The organism is Alkalicoccus saliphilus (assembly GCF_003044065.1).
Taxonomy (GTDB): Bacteria; Bacillota; Bacilli; order Bacillales; family Salisediminibacteriaceae; genus Alkalicoccus; species Alkalicoccus saliphilus.
Map to the genome: position 1 here is coordinate 32,401 of NZ_PZJJ01000018.1, position 16,478 is coordinate 48,878.

Annotated in this window: 11 protein-coding genes and 1 other annotated feature (1 of these 12 running past the window's edge); all 11 genes read right to left on the reverse strand. The window is 47.9% G+C overall.

Features of this window, described 5'->3' with window-relative positions:
- Window positions 1–392 precede the first annotated feature (392 nt).
- The 11 genes from C6Y45_RS11240 to rplJ all read right to left on the reverse strand — a co-directional run bounded on the left by C6Y45_RS11240 (window position 393) and on the right by rplJ (window position 16,333).
- Window positions 393–1,358, reverse strand: a complete 966-nt coding sequence (locus C6Y45_RS11240) for a nuclease-related domain-containing protein (protein ID WP_107585319.1) — start codon at window positions 1,356–1,358, stop codon at window positions 393–395.
- 400 nt (window positions 1,359–1,758) lie between these two features.
- Window positions 1,759–2,949: an elongation factor Tu gene (gene tuf / locus C6Y45_RS11245; RefSeq protein WP_107585320.1), complete on the reverse strand. Its 1,191-nt coding sequence runs from the start codon at window positions 2,947–2,949 to the stop codon at window positions 1,759–1,761.
- 117 nt (window positions 2,950–3,066) lie between these two features.
- Window positions 3,067–5,145 (reverse strand): elongation factor G, encoded by a 2,079-nt coding sequence (gene fusA / locus C6Y45_RS11250; protein ID WP_107585321.1) that lies wholly within the window; start codon window positions 5,143–5,145, stop codon window positions 3,067–3,069.
- Window positions 5,146–5,239: 94 nt separating this feature from the next.
- On the reverse strand, window positions 5,240–5,710 hold the full coding sequence (gene rpsG / locus C6Y45_RS11255; protein ID WP_107585322.1) for a 30S ribosomal protein S7: 471 nt from the start codon (window positions 5,708–5,710) through the stop codon (window positions 5,240–5,242).
- Between the two features lie 47 nt (window positions 5,711–5,757).
- A complete protein-coding gene (gene rpsL / locus C6Y45_RS11260; RefSeq protein WP_107585323.1) occupies window positions 5,758–6,168 on the reverse strand; it encodes a 30S ribosomal protein S12 in 411 nt (136 codons plus the stop codon).
- 111 nt (window positions 6,169–6,279) lie between these two features.
- A complete protein-coding gene (locus C6Y45_RS11265) occupies window positions 6,280–6,528 on the reverse strand; it encodes a 50S ribosomal protein L7ae-like protein (RefSeq protein ID WP_107585324.1) in 249 nt (82 codons plus the stop codon).
- Window positions 6,529–6,683: 155 nt separating this feature from the next.
- Entirely contained in the window at window positions 6,684–10,298 is a 3,615-nt protein-coding gene (gene rpoC / locus C6Y45_RS11270; RefSeq protein WP_107585325.1) for a DNA-directed RNA polymerase subunit beta', read from the reverse strand.
- Between the two features lie 36 nt (window positions 10,299–10,334).
- Window positions 10,335–13,880 (reverse strand): DNA-directed RNA polymerase subunit beta, encoded by a 3,546-nt coding sequence (gene rpoB, locus C6Y45_RS11275; RefSeq protein ID WP_107585326.1) that lies wholly within the window; start codon window positions 13,878–13,880, stop codon window positions 10,335–10,337.
- A 367-nt stretch (window positions 13,881–14,247) separates the two neighbouring features.
- Window positions 14,248–14,850 carry a class I SAM-dependent methyltransferase gene (locus C6Y45_RS11280; RefSeq protein ID WP_107585327.1) on the reverse strand — a complete coding sequence of 201 codons (603 nt, stop codon included), beginning with the start codon at window positions 14,848–14,850 and terminating at the stop codon, window positions 14,248–14,250.
- 564 nt (window positions 14,851–15,414) lie between these two features.
- Window positions 15,415–15,774, reverse strand: a complete 360-nt coding sequence (rplL, locus tag C6Y45_RS11290) for a 50S ribosomal protein L7/L12 (RefSeq protein ID WP_107585329.1) — start codon at window positions 15,772–15,774, stop codon at window positions 15,415–15,417.
- 55 nt (window positions 15,775–15,829) lie between these two features.
- Complete coding sequence (gene rplJ, locus C6Y45_RS11295) at window positions 15,830–16,333, reverse strand: 50S ribosomal protein L10 (protein WP_107585330.1); 504 nt, start codon at window positions 16,331–16,333, stop codon at window positions 15,830–15,832.
- Between the two features lie 45 nt (window positions 16,334–16,378).
- Window positions 16,379–16,478, reverse strand: a sequence feature (ribosomal protein L10 leader region); it runs 54 nt beyond the window's last position.

Sequence of the window (16,478 nt, forward strand, 5' to 3'; positions counted from 1 at the left end):
AGGGGGCATGAAAAATTCTCATCAATTGTCCCAGAGAAGCAGTGCTGCAGCTTGTAAGCGGGTTAGCAGGCGGCTCTTCTGCAGCAATACAATACTATAGAAGAAACTCGTTATTTTTAGACCACCGGGCGCATCAGTCGGGCGGTGAAAACAAGAGCCGTGCGTTCGCTCGTGGCGTCTTTTAATCATTATAAGAGCATCTTTAATCATTATAGACGCTGTTTAAACTTTATAAACGGCTCATTTGTCATCAGTGGAAGTTTTAATCATTATAGAGGTGTTTTTAATCACCTGTCTCCTCTTTTTCAGGAGAATCAATCATTACCCGCCGCCGATTAATCATTACTCAAGTACAAAAAAGCTGCCGGCCCATGAGCGGACCGGCAGTACAGTTATTGAAATTTTTCCAGAACTACTTTATATTCTCTGCTCCTTCTATTTCCTTTCACCGTTACATAAGGATCCAGCAGCTTCCGGGCCGTATTAACAGAAATGTGACCGAGTAAGATACGGTACATACCCAGGGGGTGAAAATCTGTATAAAGAAGAGCCAGATCACGCAGGGCTTCGACGTGCAGAAGCTGTTTTTTACTGCCGCAGGCTGTACAGTCCCATCCTCCTCTCCTTCTTTTCAGTAAGCGGGAACTGCACGAAGGACAGGTTATGGACTGAAGAATTTCCTGAGGTCTCAGGTCATATTTTTCTAGTAGAGAATAAGTTCCTTCGACATTTTCTTTTGCAAAAAGTTTCTCAAGTCCAACAATCTGCTTTTTAGTCAGTACCCGCTTCGTATGATTCAAACAGAGAGAATCCAGTATTTCCGGAAGAAGGGCTGCATGATAAAGATCAGTAATCTGTTTTTCTGCCGATATTCTTGTGCGGGGATTCGCAAGGAGAACGTGGGAATGCACGGGAAGTTGTTTGATTCCGTGCTGTTCCAGCCACGTGGTCAACTGACGGGCCTGACGTCTTCCCTGCTGAAGCGGGCAGGGGAAAGTTGCTGTCGTCTCCCCTTTTATTTGAGTGACCTGCCCGTAATGAGGCTCAAAAAGCAGCTCCCCTGAATAATTTTTCACTTCCCCTATGTAAAGAAAACAGGGGGTTACAATCAGCAGGTCAATTTGAAAATAATAATCGTTTGAAACGCTTTTTAAACGGAGACCTCTTCGTATAAAAGCTTCTTTATGTAGGTTAAGCATTGCGAGGGTATACGTCAGGTTCTCCTCACCCTGAAAACCTGCTGCGTATTTTTGGTAATCTGCTGATGCTCTGGCATATTTCGGATGTCTTTCGGGCAGCCGGCGCAGGAGTGCCTCGTACTGCTCCAGGTAAAGCGGCTTCTCTACATCGTTAGTCACCTTCTCCACTCCTTCATTGTGTAGATGACTTGATTATAGCTTTATTTTACTAATATTTCCACTAATAAGAGAACGTTTGTTTGGAAATATTTTTGAAGAGGGAGGAGGACTCCTGAGAATATGGAATGATTAATCATTAAGAGGAGCACTTTAATCATGATAGATGGACTTTTAAACTTTATATGTCTACTTTTGATCATCAGCTGCCTGTTTAATCATTATAAAAAATTTACTGTCATTATATAGACCAATCCCTCTGAAATTAATCATTCCACCCTCAGGATTAATCAGCAGCCTCCTTATGCGTATTACCGGAAAAAAAAACGACAGTACCGGCCCCACTCTCCAGAACACAAAAAAAAGCCGAGCGATAATTCGCTCGGCTTCAGAAGAGTAAATACTACTCCATGATGTTTGCTACAACGCCAGCTCCAACTGTACGTCCACCTTCACGGATAGAGAACTTAGTTCCCTCTTCGATCGCGATTGGTGAAATAAGTTCAACTGTCATCTCAACGTTGTCCCCAGGCATAACCATTTCTACGCCTTCAGGAAGATGAGTAACACCAGTTACGTCCGTAGTACGGAAGTAGAACTGGGGGCGGTAGTTAGTGAAGAATGGAGTGTGACGTCCACCTTCTTCTTTTGAAAGAACATAAACTTCCGCTTTGAACTTTGTGTGTGGAGTGATAGTTCCTGGCTTCGCAAGAACCTGACCACGGTTGATGTCGTCACGGGATACACCACGAAGGAGCGCACCGATGTTGTCACCAGCTTCAGCATAGTCAAGAAGCTTACGGAACATTTCTACACCAGTTACAGTAGTTTTGGATGGCTTTTCAGAAAGACCAATGATCTCAACTTCGTCACCAACGTTAAGCTGTCCACGCTCAACTCGTCCAGTTGCTACTGTACCACGGCCTGTGATAGAGAATACGTCCTCTACAGGCATCATGAATGGCTTGTCCTTGTCACGGTCAGGAGTTGGGATGTAGTCATCTACTGCCTGCATGAGGTCAAGGATATTCTGCTGCTGCTCTTCGTCACCTTCAAGTGCTTTAAGTGCAGAACCTTTGATAACTGGGATGTCATCGCCAGGGAAGTCGTACTCAGAAAGAAGTTCACGTACTTCCATTTCTACAAGCTCAAGAAGCTCTTCGTCGTCAACCTGGTCCGTCTTGTTAAGGAATACTACGATAGAAGGTACCCCAACCTGACGGGAAAGCAGGATGTGCTCACGAGTCTGTGGCATTGGGCCGTCAGCTGCGGATACTACAAGAATAGCTCCGTCCATCTGAGCAGCACCAGTGATCATGTTTTTAACATAGTCAGCGTGCCCTGGGCAGTCAACGTGTGCATAGTGACGAGTGTCTGTTTCATACTCAACGTGTGCAGTGGAAATAGTGATTCCACGCTCGCGCTCTTCCGGCGCTCCGTCGATCTGGTCATACGCCATAGCTGTACCTTTACCAGATTTTTTGTGAAGTACAAAAGTAATTGCTGCAGTCAACGTTGTTTTACCGTGGTCAACGTGTCCGATTGTACCGATATTGGCATGCGTTTTGGAACGATCAAATTTTTCTTTTCCCATGATCGAAATCCTCCTTACATATAGTTAATTTATTTTTTATATCTAAGCGAAGGTGAAGAAGCTGGTTCATCACCTTCCCTAGCTTACAACAAAAAGTCTTGCCTGACAATTGCCGGTTTACTGGCCGGACGCTTTTTTAACAATTTCTTCAGAAATACTCTTAGGAACTTCTTCATAATGGTCGAAGTGCATGGAATACTGGCCGCGTCCCTGCGTGTTGGAACGAAGAGAAGTCGCATAGCCGAACATTTCAGCAAGTGGAACCATTGCTTTAACTGTCTGCGCGTTACCGCGTGCTTCCATACCTTCTACACGGCCGCGGCGTGACGTAATGTCACCCATGATATCGCCCATGTATTCTTCCGGAATAACAACTTCGACTTTCATAATAGGCTCAAGAAGGACAGGCTTACACCGGTTCTTCGCCTCTTTGAATGCCATGGAAGCTGCTACCTTAAATGCCATCTCGTTGGAGTCGACATCGTGGTAGGAACCATCGAACAGACGAGCCTTTACGTCTACCATCGGGTAGCCGGCAAGAAGTCCGTTATCAAGAGATTCTTTTACACCCTGCTCAACAGAGTTGATATATTCACGTGGTACAACACCGCCGACGACGTTATCGATAAATTCGAATCCGGCACCTTCATCGTTTGGAGTGAATTCAATCCATACGTGACCGAACTGACCGCGTCCACCGGACTGACGGACAAATTTACCTTCACACTTCGCACCTTCGCGGATTGTTTCACGGTAGGATACCTGTGGAGCACCAACATTTGCACCGACTTTGAATTCACGCTTAAGACGGTCAACGATGATGTCAAGGTGAAGCTCACCCATACCACCGATGATAGTCTGGCCTGTTTCTTCGTCTGTGTGCGTACGGAATGTCGGGTCTTCCTCTGCAAGCTTTGCAAGTGCCATACCCATTTTATCCTGGTCTGCTTTAGAAGCAGGCTCTACGGAAAGGTGGATAACCGGCTCAGGGAATTCCATGGACTCAAGAATAACAAGATTCTTTTCGTCACATAGAGTATCACCTGTGGAAGTATCCTTCAGGCCGACACCTGCCGCGATATCCCCTGCGTAGCATGTTGGGATTTCTTCACGGTGGTTGGCGTGCATCTGCAGAATACGACCCATGCGCTCACGCTTGCCTTTGGAAGAGTTGACTACGTAGGAACCTGCATCGACCGTACCAGAGTAGACACGGAAGAATGTAAGCTTACCAACGTAAGGGTCTGTTGCTACCTTAAAGGCAAGAGCAGAGAAAGGTTCTTTGTCATCCGCCGGGCGGACAACTCTTTCCTCAGATTCCGGAAGGTGTCCTTCGATCGCAGCAACGTCTGTCGGTGCTGGAAGGTAGTCCACTACTCCGTCGATGAGAAGCTGAACACCTTTGTTTTTGAAGGCTGATCCACAGAAAACAGGGTAGAATTCCACGCTGTTTGTTGCTTTACGGATTGCTTTCTTCAAAGTAGGGTTATCAATTTCTTCTCCTTCAAGATAAAGCATCATTAGATCTTCATCAAAGTCGGAGACAGCTTCGATCAGCTTTTCACGGTACTCTTCCGCCTGAGCTTTGTACTCTTCCGGAATTTCACGTGATTCACTGCGCTGACCGAGGTCATCAAGGTAGAAGAACGCCTGCATATCGATCAGATCGATGATGCCTTCGAAATCGTCTTCCGCTCCAATAGGAAGCTGAACTGCTGCTGCATTCGCACCAAGGCGGTCCTGAAGCGTTCCAAGGGAGTAGATGAAGTCAGCGCCGAGCTTGTCCATCTTGTTGACAAATACGATACGAGGTACGCCGTAGGTGGTAGCCTGACGCCATACTGTTTCCGTCTGTGGTTCAACACCGGACTGTGCGTCAAGTACCGCTACTGCACCATCAAGTACACGAAGGGAACGTTCTACTTCTACTGTGAAGTCTACGTGTCCCGGAGTATCGATGATGTTGATACGGTGACCTTCCCACTGTGCTGTTGTTGCTGCAGACGTAATTGTGATCCCACGCTCCTGCTCCTGCTCCATCCAGTCCATCTGGGAGCCGCCGTCGTGAGTTTCACCAATTTTATGGATACGTCCTGTGTAGAAAAGAATACGCTCAGTCGCTGTTGTCTTACCAGCGTCAATGTGAGCCATGATACCAATGTTACGTGTCTTTTCTAAGGAGAACTCTCTTGGCATGTGTCTTTCTCCTTCCTGTAAATCAAGTTATATTCACCGCAGAAAAGCGGAACAGTGCCCGCTTCCCTGAGTGATGTGCACACTTTTATACGGCTTACCAGCGGTAATGAGCAAACGCTTTGTTTGCTTCTGCCATTTTGTGTGTTTCTTCACGCTTCTTCACGGCTGCACCTGTGTTGTTGGCTGCATCCATGATTTCGTTCGCAAGACGCTCTTCCATCGTCTTTTCACCACGAAGGCGGGCGTAGCTTACGAGCCAGCGAAGTCCAAGTGTCGTACGACGCTCCGGCTTAACTTCAATCGGTACCTGGTAGTTGGCACCACCGACACGGCGGGCTTTAACTTCCAGAACCGGCATGATGTTCTTCAGTGCTTCTTCAAACACTTCCTGAGGATCTTTGCCGGAACGTTCGCGGACTAGATCAAAAGCGTTATATAGTGACTTCTGAGCTGTTCCCTTTTTTCCGTCGATCATGATTCGGTTGATCAGGCGGGTAACAAGTTTTGACTTATAGATAGGGTCGGCTAATACATCGCGGCGAGGTACTGGTCCTTTACGAGGCATATAGGTCCCTCCTTTCAATTATAATGCGGCCGGCTGGCAGCCTTTTATTACTTAGGTCGTTTCGTACCGTATTTTGAACGGCTCTGACGTCGGCCTTCGACACCTGCTGTGTCAAGTGCACCACGTACAATGTGGTAACGTACACCCGGAAGGTCCTTTACACGTCCTCCACGGATAAGCACAACACTGTGCTCCTGAAGGTTGTGGCCGATTCCCGGGATGTAAGCTGTAACTTCAATCTGGTTCGTAAGACGAACACGCGCGTATTTACGCAGGGCGGAGTTCGGCTTCTTTGGCGTCATTGTCCCGACACGGGTACATACACCGCGCTTCTGCGGGGAATCCTCGTGTGTTTGTCTCTTTTTGTAGCTGTTGTAGCCACGGTTAAGAGCCGGGGAGTCTGACTTTGATGGCTTCGACTCACGGCCTTTGCGTACAAGCTGATTAATTGTAGGCATTGATTTGTCCTCCCTTCTTATTCGAAATGCAAGCCCACTGGTCCAGGTGGTTCACAAATGGGTAAAAGGAAAGTTTTTGCTGATTTCCTGGGAACCCAGCAAAAACTTTTTTTACTTTTTTATCGCTACGATGGCTGCATTCACATCGATTCCGCAGGCCCGGCCGAGTTTTTTCATCGACTCTACATAGCCTACTGGAACTTCAAGATGTTCCGCTGCCGCCAGTACTCTTTCAAGTATGTCGCGGTCTGCATCCTGCGCCACTATGAGCTCTCGTACCTGTTCACTTTCCAGTGCTTTTAATGTCTGCTTCGTGCCGACTACTTTCTCTGCTGCCTGTGCTACTTTTTCATAAGACATCTTTATCCTCCAAAGCATCAGGTATTTGGCACACTTAGATATACTATCACCGGGGACGTATAGTGTCAATACTTTTATACGGGATTTTCTTCCGTTTCTCCGGTCTTCCTTCTTCGGGAAAACCGGGAGCTGCCACCCGCCCCCGGACTGACTGTTTATTCTTCGCGTGCTGTAACTTCTTCCATTGTATCTTCTGTTTCTTTTTCTTCCAGATCTACATGCTTCATTTGACGGTAGCGCTGCATGCCGGTTCCGGCAGGTACAAGTTTACCGATGATAACATTTTCCTTCAGGCCGACAAGCTCGTCACGCTTACCTTTGATGGCAGCGTCTGTAAGAACACGCGTCGTTTCCTGGAAGGAAGCGGCAGATAGGAAGGAATCTGTTTCAAGTGAAGCTTTTGTAATACCGAGCAGTACCGGAAGTCCTGTGGCAGGGCGGCGCCCTTTGAGAAGGATATCACGGTTGACGTCGTTAAACTGATGGATTTCCACAAGGGATCCCGGAAGTACTTCTGTATCTCCGGCGTCAATAACGCGTACTTTGCGCATCATTTGACGAACCATTACTTCAACGTGCTTGTCTCCGATTTCCACACCCTGCATACGGTAAACTTTCTGCACTTCGCGGAGCAGGTATTCCTGTACTCCGTGCACACCGGAAACTTTCAGAAGTTCCTTCGGATCAATGGAACCTTCTGTCAGTTCCTGTCCCGGTCTTACTTCGTCACCGATTTCCATTTTAAGGCGTGAACCGTAGAGCGTCGGGTACGTGCGTGTTTCAATCGCGTTCTGAACGACAATTTCTTTTTTGTCATTCGCTTCCCGGATATCTGTAATTTTACCTTCAATCTCGGAAATAACAGCCTGTCCTTTCGGATTACGGGCTTCAAATACTTCCTGAATACGCGGAAGACCCTGGGTAATATCGTCTCCGGCTACACCGCCTGTGTGGAACGTACGCATCGTCAGCTGGGTACCCGGCTCCCCGATTGACTGGGCAGCAATAATACCAACCGCTTCTCCGACTTCCACTTCTGCTCCTGTCGCCAGGTTACGGCCGTAACACTTTTTACAGGATCCGTGTTTCGTATCACACGTGAACACAGAACGGATAAGCACCGTTTTAATACCGGAATCTTCAATTACTTTTGCTGTATCTTCGGAAATTTCCTCATTGCGTGCGACAAGAAGTTCATTCGTTTCCGGATGGTAAACGTTCTGGAAGACAGTACGGCCGACCAGACGGTCGTAAAGACCTTCAATAACTTCCGCACCTTCCGTAATCGCCTGTACTTCGAGTCCACGGTCCGTTCCGCAGTCTTCTTCCCGGATAATAACATCCTGGGCAACGTCTACGAGACGGCGTGTAAGATAACCGGAGTCTGCTGTTTTCAGAGCGGTATCCGCCAGACCTTTTCGTGCCCCGTGCGTGGAAATAAAGTACTCGAGTACTGTCAGACCTTCACGGAAACTGGATTTGATCGGAAGCTCGATAATACGTCCGGACGGGTTTGCCATCAGACCACGCATACCGGCAAGCTGGGTGAAGTTGGACGCGTTACCACGCGCTCCGGAATCACTCATCATAAAGATCGGGTTCGTTTTATCAAGAGTGCCGAGAAGCTTTTCCTGGATAACATCCTTGGCTTTACCCCAGACCTCGATTACTTTATCGTACCGCTCGTCTTCTGTAATCAGACCACGGCGGAACTGCTTGGATATTTTCGATACCTTTTCTTCCGCATCGTCAAGAATATCCTGCTTGTCCTTCAGCACGACGATGTCGGATACACCAACTGTTACACCGGCTTTTGTGGAATAGTAGAATCCAAGATCCTTCATTTTATCAAGCATGACGGATGTTTCGGAAATCTTAAACTTTTTGAAGACTTCGGCGATGATATCCCCGAGGAAGCCTTTTTTAAACGGCGCAACGATTTCCCGTTCACTGAATTCCTTCTTCACATCTGTATCGGCTTTCACCATGTAGCGGGAAGGTGTTTCAATTTCCAGGTTCTCTGCTGTCGGCTCGTTAACATACGGGAAGGACTTCGGCAGGATCTCATTGAAAATTACTTTCCCGACGGAAGTGAGAAGAAGGTGATCTTCAAACTCATCCCGGAAGTTGGCTTTATCAATGGATTTTACCGGAAGGGCAATCCGCGTATGCAGGTGTACATAGCCATTCTGATAAGCTGTCAGCACTTCGTTCGGTGCATGGAAAGTTGTTCCTTCACCGACTGATCCCGCGCGCTCCAGGGTCAGATAGTAGTTACCAAGAACCATATCCTGGGAAGGTGTTACAACCGGCTTACCGTCCTTCGGATTCAGGATGTTCTGAGCTGCAAGCATAAGAAGGCGTGACTCTGCCTGTGCTTCGGCAGAAAGCGGTACGTGTACAGCCATCTGGTCCCCGTCAAAGTCGGCGTTATAAGCCGTACATACGAGCGGGTGAAGCTTGATCGCACGTCCTTCGACGAGCGTTGGTTCAAACGCCTGAATTCCAAGACGGTGCAGCGTCGGCGCACGGTTCAGAAGCACCGGGTGTTCACGGATAACTTCCTCCAGTACGTCCCACACTTCCGGGTGGACACGTTCTACTTTACGTTTTGCACTCTTAATATTGTGAGCGAGGCCCTTGCCTACAAGCTCCTTCATGACGAAAGGCTTGAAGAGTTCCAGTGCCATTTCTTTCGGAAGACCGCACTGGTACATTTTCAGGTGCGGACCTACAACGATAACCGAACGTCCGGAGTAGTCTACACGTTTACCGAGAAGGTTTTGACGGAAACGTCCCTGCTTTCCTTTCAGCATATGTGAAAGGGATTTAAGCGGACGGTTACCCGGCCGGGTGACCGGACGGCCCCGACGGCCGTTATCGATAAGAGCATCCACTGCTTCCTGAAGCATCCGCTTTTCGTTCTGTACGATGATGCTAGGAGCACCAAGATCCAGAAGACGCTTCAGACGGTTGTTCCGGTTAATAACCCGGCGGTACAGATCGTTCAGGTCAGACGTGGCAAAACGGCCGCCGTCCAGCTGAACCATCGGCCGGAGTTCCGGTGGAATAACAGGAAGTACGTCAAGGACCATCCAGTCCGGATCGTTATCAGAGTGGCGGAACGCTTCAAGCACTTCCAGACGCTTGATTGCACGTGTACGCCGCTGGCCCTGTGCCGTTTCCAGCTCTTCTTTCAGCATGTTTGCTTCTTTATCCAGATCAATATCTTCAAGCAGTTTGCGGATAGCTTCTGCTCCCATTTCCGCATTGAAGGTACGTCCATACTTTTCACGGTACGCACGGTACTCTTTTTCAGAAAGAAGCTGTTTCAGCTCAAGTGGTGTATCTCCTGTATCTGTTACAACATAGGAAGCAAAGTAAATAACTTCTTCCAGGGACCGCGGGGACATGTCGAGGACAAGTCCCATACGGCTTGGAATTCCTTTGAAGTACCAGATGTGGGAAACAGGGGCAGCAAGTTCAATGTGCCCCATACGCTCACGCCGCACTTTTGCACGTGTTACTTCCACTCCACACCGGTCGCAGACGACGCCTTTATAGCGGACTCGTTTATACTTGCCGCAGTGGCACTCCCAGTCCTTTGTCGGACCGAAGATGCGCTCACAGAAAAGCCCGTCCTTTTCCGGTTTGAGGGTACGATAGTTAATCGTTTCCGGTTTTTTTACTTCTCCGCGTGACCAAGAGCGGATCTTGTCGGAGGAAGCAAGACCGATTTTCATATATTCAAAGTTATTTACATCTATCAAGGGGCCAACCTCCCTTTCAGCATTCGAATTCACCGGTTACGCGTTAGATTCTCCACCTGATTCCAGATTCAGATTCAGCTTGTCGTTCGTCTGCTCTTCCTCTTCATCTATTTCAAGCATGTCAATTTCTTCATCATTGCTGGAAAGCATCTTCACGTCCATACCAAGACTCTGCAGTTCCTTAATCAATACTTTGAAAGATTCAGGTACTCCCGGCTCCGGTACATTTTCACCTTTTACAATCGCTTCGTACGTTTTCACGCGGCCGATTGTATCATCGGATTTGACGGTCAGAATTTCCTGAAGGGTGTAGGCGGCACCATATGCTTCCAGTGCCCAAACTTCCATTTCCCCGAAGCGCTGTCCACCGAACTGGGCTTTACCACCGAGCGGCTGCTGCGTAACAAGGGAATAAGGACCGGTCGAACGGGCGTGAAGCTTGTCATCAACCATGTGTGCCAGTTTAATCATATACATCACACCGACAGACACCCGGCTGTCGAAAGGCTCCCCGCTTCGTCCGTCGTAAAGGACGGTTTTTCCATCGCGGGCCATACCGGCTTCTTCGATCGTAGACCATACATCTTCTTCATTCGCTCCGTCAAATACCGGTGTAGCAATGTGCATGTTGAGCTGGCGTGCAGCCATACCCATATGCAGCTCCAGCACCTGTCCGATATTCATACGTGATGGTACACCAAGCGGGTTAAGCATAATGTCGATCGGCGTGCCATCCGGCAGATAAGGCATGTCTTCTTCCGGAAGAATCTTGGAAATAACACCTTTGTTACCGTGACGACCAGCCATTTTATCCCCTTCGTGAATCTTACGCTTCTGTACGATGTAGACACGCACAAGCTGATTCACACCAGGAGGAAGTTCGTCGCCGTCTTCCCGGTTAAAGATCTTCACGTCAAGTACAATACCGTCGCCGCCGTGCGGTGCACGAAGGGAAGTATCCCGGACTTCACGGGCTTTTTCACCGAAAATCGCGTGAAGAAGACGTTCTTCTGCCGTCAGTTCCGTCACCCCTTTAGGCGTCACTTTACCAACGAGAATGTCGCCGTCCTTCACTTCTGCTCCGACACGGATAATACCGCGGTCATCCAGATTACGGAGCGCATCGTCCCCGACATTTGGAATGTCGCGTGTAATTTCTTCCGGTCCAAGCTTCGTGTCACGGGCTTCAGATTCGTATTCCTCAATATGAATGGAAGTATATACATCATCTTTGACAAGACGCTCACTGAGGATAATCGCATCCTCATAGTTGTAGCCGTCCCAAGTCATGAAACCGACAAGTACGTTCTGTCCGAGAGCCATTTCTCCCTTTTCCATAGAAGAACCATCGGCAAGAATTTCTCCTTTTTCCACGATGTTTCCTTCCGCCACGATCGGCCGCTGATTGTAGCAGGTACCCTGGTTGGAACGTTCAAACTTCGTCAGGTTGTAACGGTTTACGTCGCCTTCTACTTCTCTGCCTTCCATCGTTTTAATTTCACGGATATCGATGTATTTTGCGGATACGCGCTCTACACGCCCCGGCTTTCTTGCTACGATCGACGCTCCGGAATCCTTGGCAGATACGTGCTCCATACCTGTACCGACAAGCGGGGAGTGCGGCTCGATAAGAGGCACTGCCTGACGCTGCATGTTTGCTCCCATAAGAGCACGGTTGGAGTCATCGTTTTCAAGGAATGGAATACAGGCTGTCGCTGCTGAAACTACCTGTTTTGGTGATACGTCCATATAGTCTACGCGGTCACGGGCAACGATAATGTTTTCCCCGCGGAACCGGCAGATAATATTTTCATCTACGAAATGCCCGTCCTCATCCAGCTTGGCATTCGCCTGGGCAACAACGTAGTTGTCCTCTTCATCCGCTGTCAAATAGTCAACTTCCTGCGTTACGAGGCCTTTTTCGTGATCGACCCGCCGGTAAGGAGACTCGATGAAACCAAATGGATTCACCTTCGCAAAGGAGGAAAGAGAGTTAATCAGACCAATGTTCGGTCCTTCCGGCGTTTCAATTGGACACATACGCCCGTAGTGGGAATAGTGAACGTCACGCACCTCAAAGCCGGCACGTTCCCGTGTCAGACCGCCGGGTCCAAGTGCAGACAGCCGCCGCTTATGCGTAAGCTCGGCAAGCGGGTTCGTCTGATCCATGAACTGGGAAAGCTGGGAACTTCCGAAAAACTCTTTAATAGATGCGATAACCGGGCGGATGTTAATAAGAGCCTGCGGTGTAATCATGCTGGCATCCTGAATGGACATCCGCTCACGCACGACACGCTCCATACGGGAAAGTCCGATCCGGAACTGGTTCTGAAGAAGCTCTCCGACAGAACGCAGACGACGGTTACCGAGATGGTCGATATCATCCGTATTTCCTACTCCGTGAAGAAGGTTAAAGAAATAGCTGATGGAAGAGATGATATCCGCCGGGGTGATATTTTTGATTTTCGTATCAATTTCCCCGTTTGCAATGACCTTGATCGTTTCTCCTTCTTCTGAAGGCTTCTGGGAGTAAATCATTACTGACTGAAGATCTACATCCTCATCATCAATAACACCGCCCTGCAGATTGAAACGGTCAAATCCTACACCGTTCTCAAAGTAAGGGATCAGTTTATCCAGCACGCGGCGGTCAATAACTGTTCCTTCTTCTGCCAGGATCTCCCCGGTTTCCGGGTCAACGAGTGTTTCAGCAAGACGCTGATTGAAGAGACGATTTTTAATATGAAGCTTTTTGTTCATTTTATAGCGGCCGACATTCGCAAGGTCGTAGCGCTTTGGATCGAAGAAGCGGGAATCAAGAAGGCTTCTTGCACTCTCTACTGTCGGCGGCTCGCCAGGGCGCAGTCGCTCATAAATCTCAAGCAGTGCTTTTTCCGATCCGTCTGTATTATCTTTTTCCAGCGTGTTACGCAGGTACTCATCTTCTCCAAGCAGATCAATGATTTCTTGATCAGAGCCGAATCCAAGCGCACGAAGAAGTACCGTTGCCGGAATTTTTCGTGTGCGGTCGATTCGTACGTAGACGACGTCTTTTGCATCTGTTTCCAGCTCAAGCCAGGCGCCGCGGTTCGGAATAACCGTCGCGGTATAGCCGCGCTTTCCGTTTTTATCGATCTTATCGCTGAAATACACGCTCGGTGAACGGACCAGCTGGGATACGATAACACGTTCAGCACCGTTAATAATAAATGTTCCGGTGTCAGTCATAAGCGGGAAATCACCCATAAATACTTCCTGCTCTTTTACTTCGCCGGTCTCTTTGTTAATGAGCCGGACCTTTACCCGAAGCGGAGCAGAATACGTCACGTCGCGTTCTTTTGATTCGTCGACGGGATACTTTGGTTCTCCTAAACTATAATCGACAAATTCCAATACGAGGTTACCTGTAAAATCCTCGATTGGCGAGATGTCCTGAAACATCTCCTGAATACCTTCATCAAGAAACCATTGATAGGAAGCCGTCTGAATCTCGATCAAATTCGGCAGATCCAGCACTTCATTAATTCGTGCGTAGCTTCTTCTCTGGCGGTGGCGTCCATACTGAACTAGTTGACCTGTCAACTCATTCACCCCTCAAACCTAACGTTTTTATCATCAAGAGACATTGCTGCCTCTGATTGATAGCATGATTAAACTGATCACAGACTGTGGAATGTGCCCCGAGAACGATACTTTGCTGATAATGGACACAGAGGATAAAGTGTAGAAAATGCGCGGATAAACTCTGGAAACAAAGAAAAAAAGGGTACTAAGGTCTTCTCATACTGCATCTTCAAAGACGTCCATAGTTTTCTTGCCTTCACCCTTTTTCTTTCACGTTCTCTATTAAAATCTGTTGACACGGCAGTGCTGTAATATGAAAGAGCATAATAACCCTATTTTCATATTCATACGCATTAAATAACACTAACACAACAGGTTGTCAACGTCAATGTTTTTTACCGCAGAAGATAAAATATCCTTTAGCCTTTGCTTTCGTCTCTACGGTAAAACCGATTTCTTCCAGTTTTTTCTTTGTTGAAGGCGCTCCCTGCTTTTTCTGAATGACAACTGTGAGCTCCCCTCCCGGTTTCAGCACTTTCCATGCCTGCTCGTACAGGCGGAAAACCGTCTCCTTACCTGCACGGATCGGTGGATTGGAGATCACCGCTGCGAATGATTCCTCTTTTTCTCCGGCGAGAAGATCCTGGTCATATATTTTTACGTTGCGGATTTTATTCATCTCCGCATTTTCCCGGCTCAGCTCCACCGCGCGTTCATTCACATCCACCATATGCACGGTCCGTTCCGGAAACAGATGGGCAGCGGTAAGCCCTATCGGCCCCCATCCGCATCCCGCGTCAATAAAAGGACCGGCCACTTCCGGTTCCTGAAGGTTTTCCACGAGCAGACGGGAACCAAAATCAACACCCCGCTTGGAAAACACCCCTTCGTCCACCGTATACACAAGTTCTACTCCACGGATTTCTTCTTCCATCCTCACCCGCCGGCTCCCCGCAGACGGCTTTTTGGAATAATAATGATCGGACATTCTTTTTCCTCCCATCCATATCTTTCATTGCGATGTTTCTGTTCGGTGATATCTTTTCGGATCTCCTGTGATTTATCATATGATTTTTCTGACTGTCTTCTGTTTTCTACATTCCTGGGCGAAAACACCCGCTTACTAAAAGACCTTTCTGTTCAGACAGACAGAACTGCGCACGTTATTACTATATAAAAGGCTGCTTATGGAAACGAAAACGGATATTCATTTTTATTTTCGGCTGCCTTGAAAGTAAAAAACGAACCTTTGCTTTCGTTACCATGGAGAGGCTTTCCAAGCAGGCCGGCCTTACTCGCTCTGGAGTTTCTCCATGTCCAGTACAGCTTACGGTAAAAAAAGACCAGGCATAAACACGCTTCGTTCCACCTCTTTGAATAAGAGGCATTCTTACTGGAAAAGGACCTTTTCATTCCTCATGGTGCAATGATTTTGTATGAATGTCTCTGTTAAAGCTTTAACATAGCTTTACTTTTTAGACAGATATATGAAACGGATGAAAAAAGCCCGCTTTGGAATGATCCAAAGCGGGCTTCTTCTATAAAAGGTCGATTACTTAACCTCGATTTTCGCTCCAGCTTCTTCAAGCTTAGCTTTAAGCTCGTCAGCATCTTCCTTAGAAACGCCTTCTTTAACTGGGGATGGCGCGCCATCAACAAGTGCTTTTGCTTCTTTAAGTCCAAGTCCAGTGATTTCACGAACAACTTTGATAACACCGATCTTGGAAGAACCAGCGTCAGTAAGAACTACGTCGAATTCAGACTGCTCTTCTTCTGCTTCTGCTCCGCCGCCTGCTACTGCTACCGGCGCTGCTGCTGTTACACCAAACTCTTCTTCGATTGCCTTTACTAGGTCGTTAAGCTCTAGTACAGACATTTCTTTTACTGCATCAATAATCTCTTGATTTGTCATGATTGTGTTCCTCCTATTTATAATTAGTTTTTATGCCGCTGAACGGCTGGACGCATTACGCGCTTTCTTCTTCTTCTTTCTTATCCGCAACGGCTTTCGTAGCGATTGCCAGTCCACGGACCGGAGCCTGAAGTACGTTGGCAAGCATGGAGAGAAGACCTTCGTAGGAAGGAAGTTCTGCAAGTGCTTTAACCTGTTCCAAAGTAGCTACTTCTCCGTCGATAACGCCTGCTTTCAGCTCAAGAGCCTCGTGCTCTTTCGCGAAGTTGTTAAGAAGCTTCGCTGGAGCTACGACATCGTCGTATCCGAAAGCAATTGCCGTTGGTCCGACAAGCTGCTCGTCGATACCAGTCAGATCAGTTTCTGCTGTAGCACGGCGGACCATTGTGTTTTTATACACTTTAAAGTCGATACCTGCATCACGCAGCTGCTGACGAAGTTCTGTTACTTCTGCAACGTTAAGACCGCGGTAGTCGACGACGATTGCTGCTTTGCTGTCTTTCAGCTTGCCTGCAATCTCATCTACAACCTGGCTTTTTTGATCGATTACTGTGCTCATGTTGACACCTCCTATACGTTAAGTTGTTCATACCGGAAATTTGTTAAGGCCGAAAAAATACCTCTACATCCGCAGACGTAGAGGCAGGCTGATATATCTCCCGCCTTCCTTGGAAGGACGGGAAGCATTCCGCTCGAAACCTCGG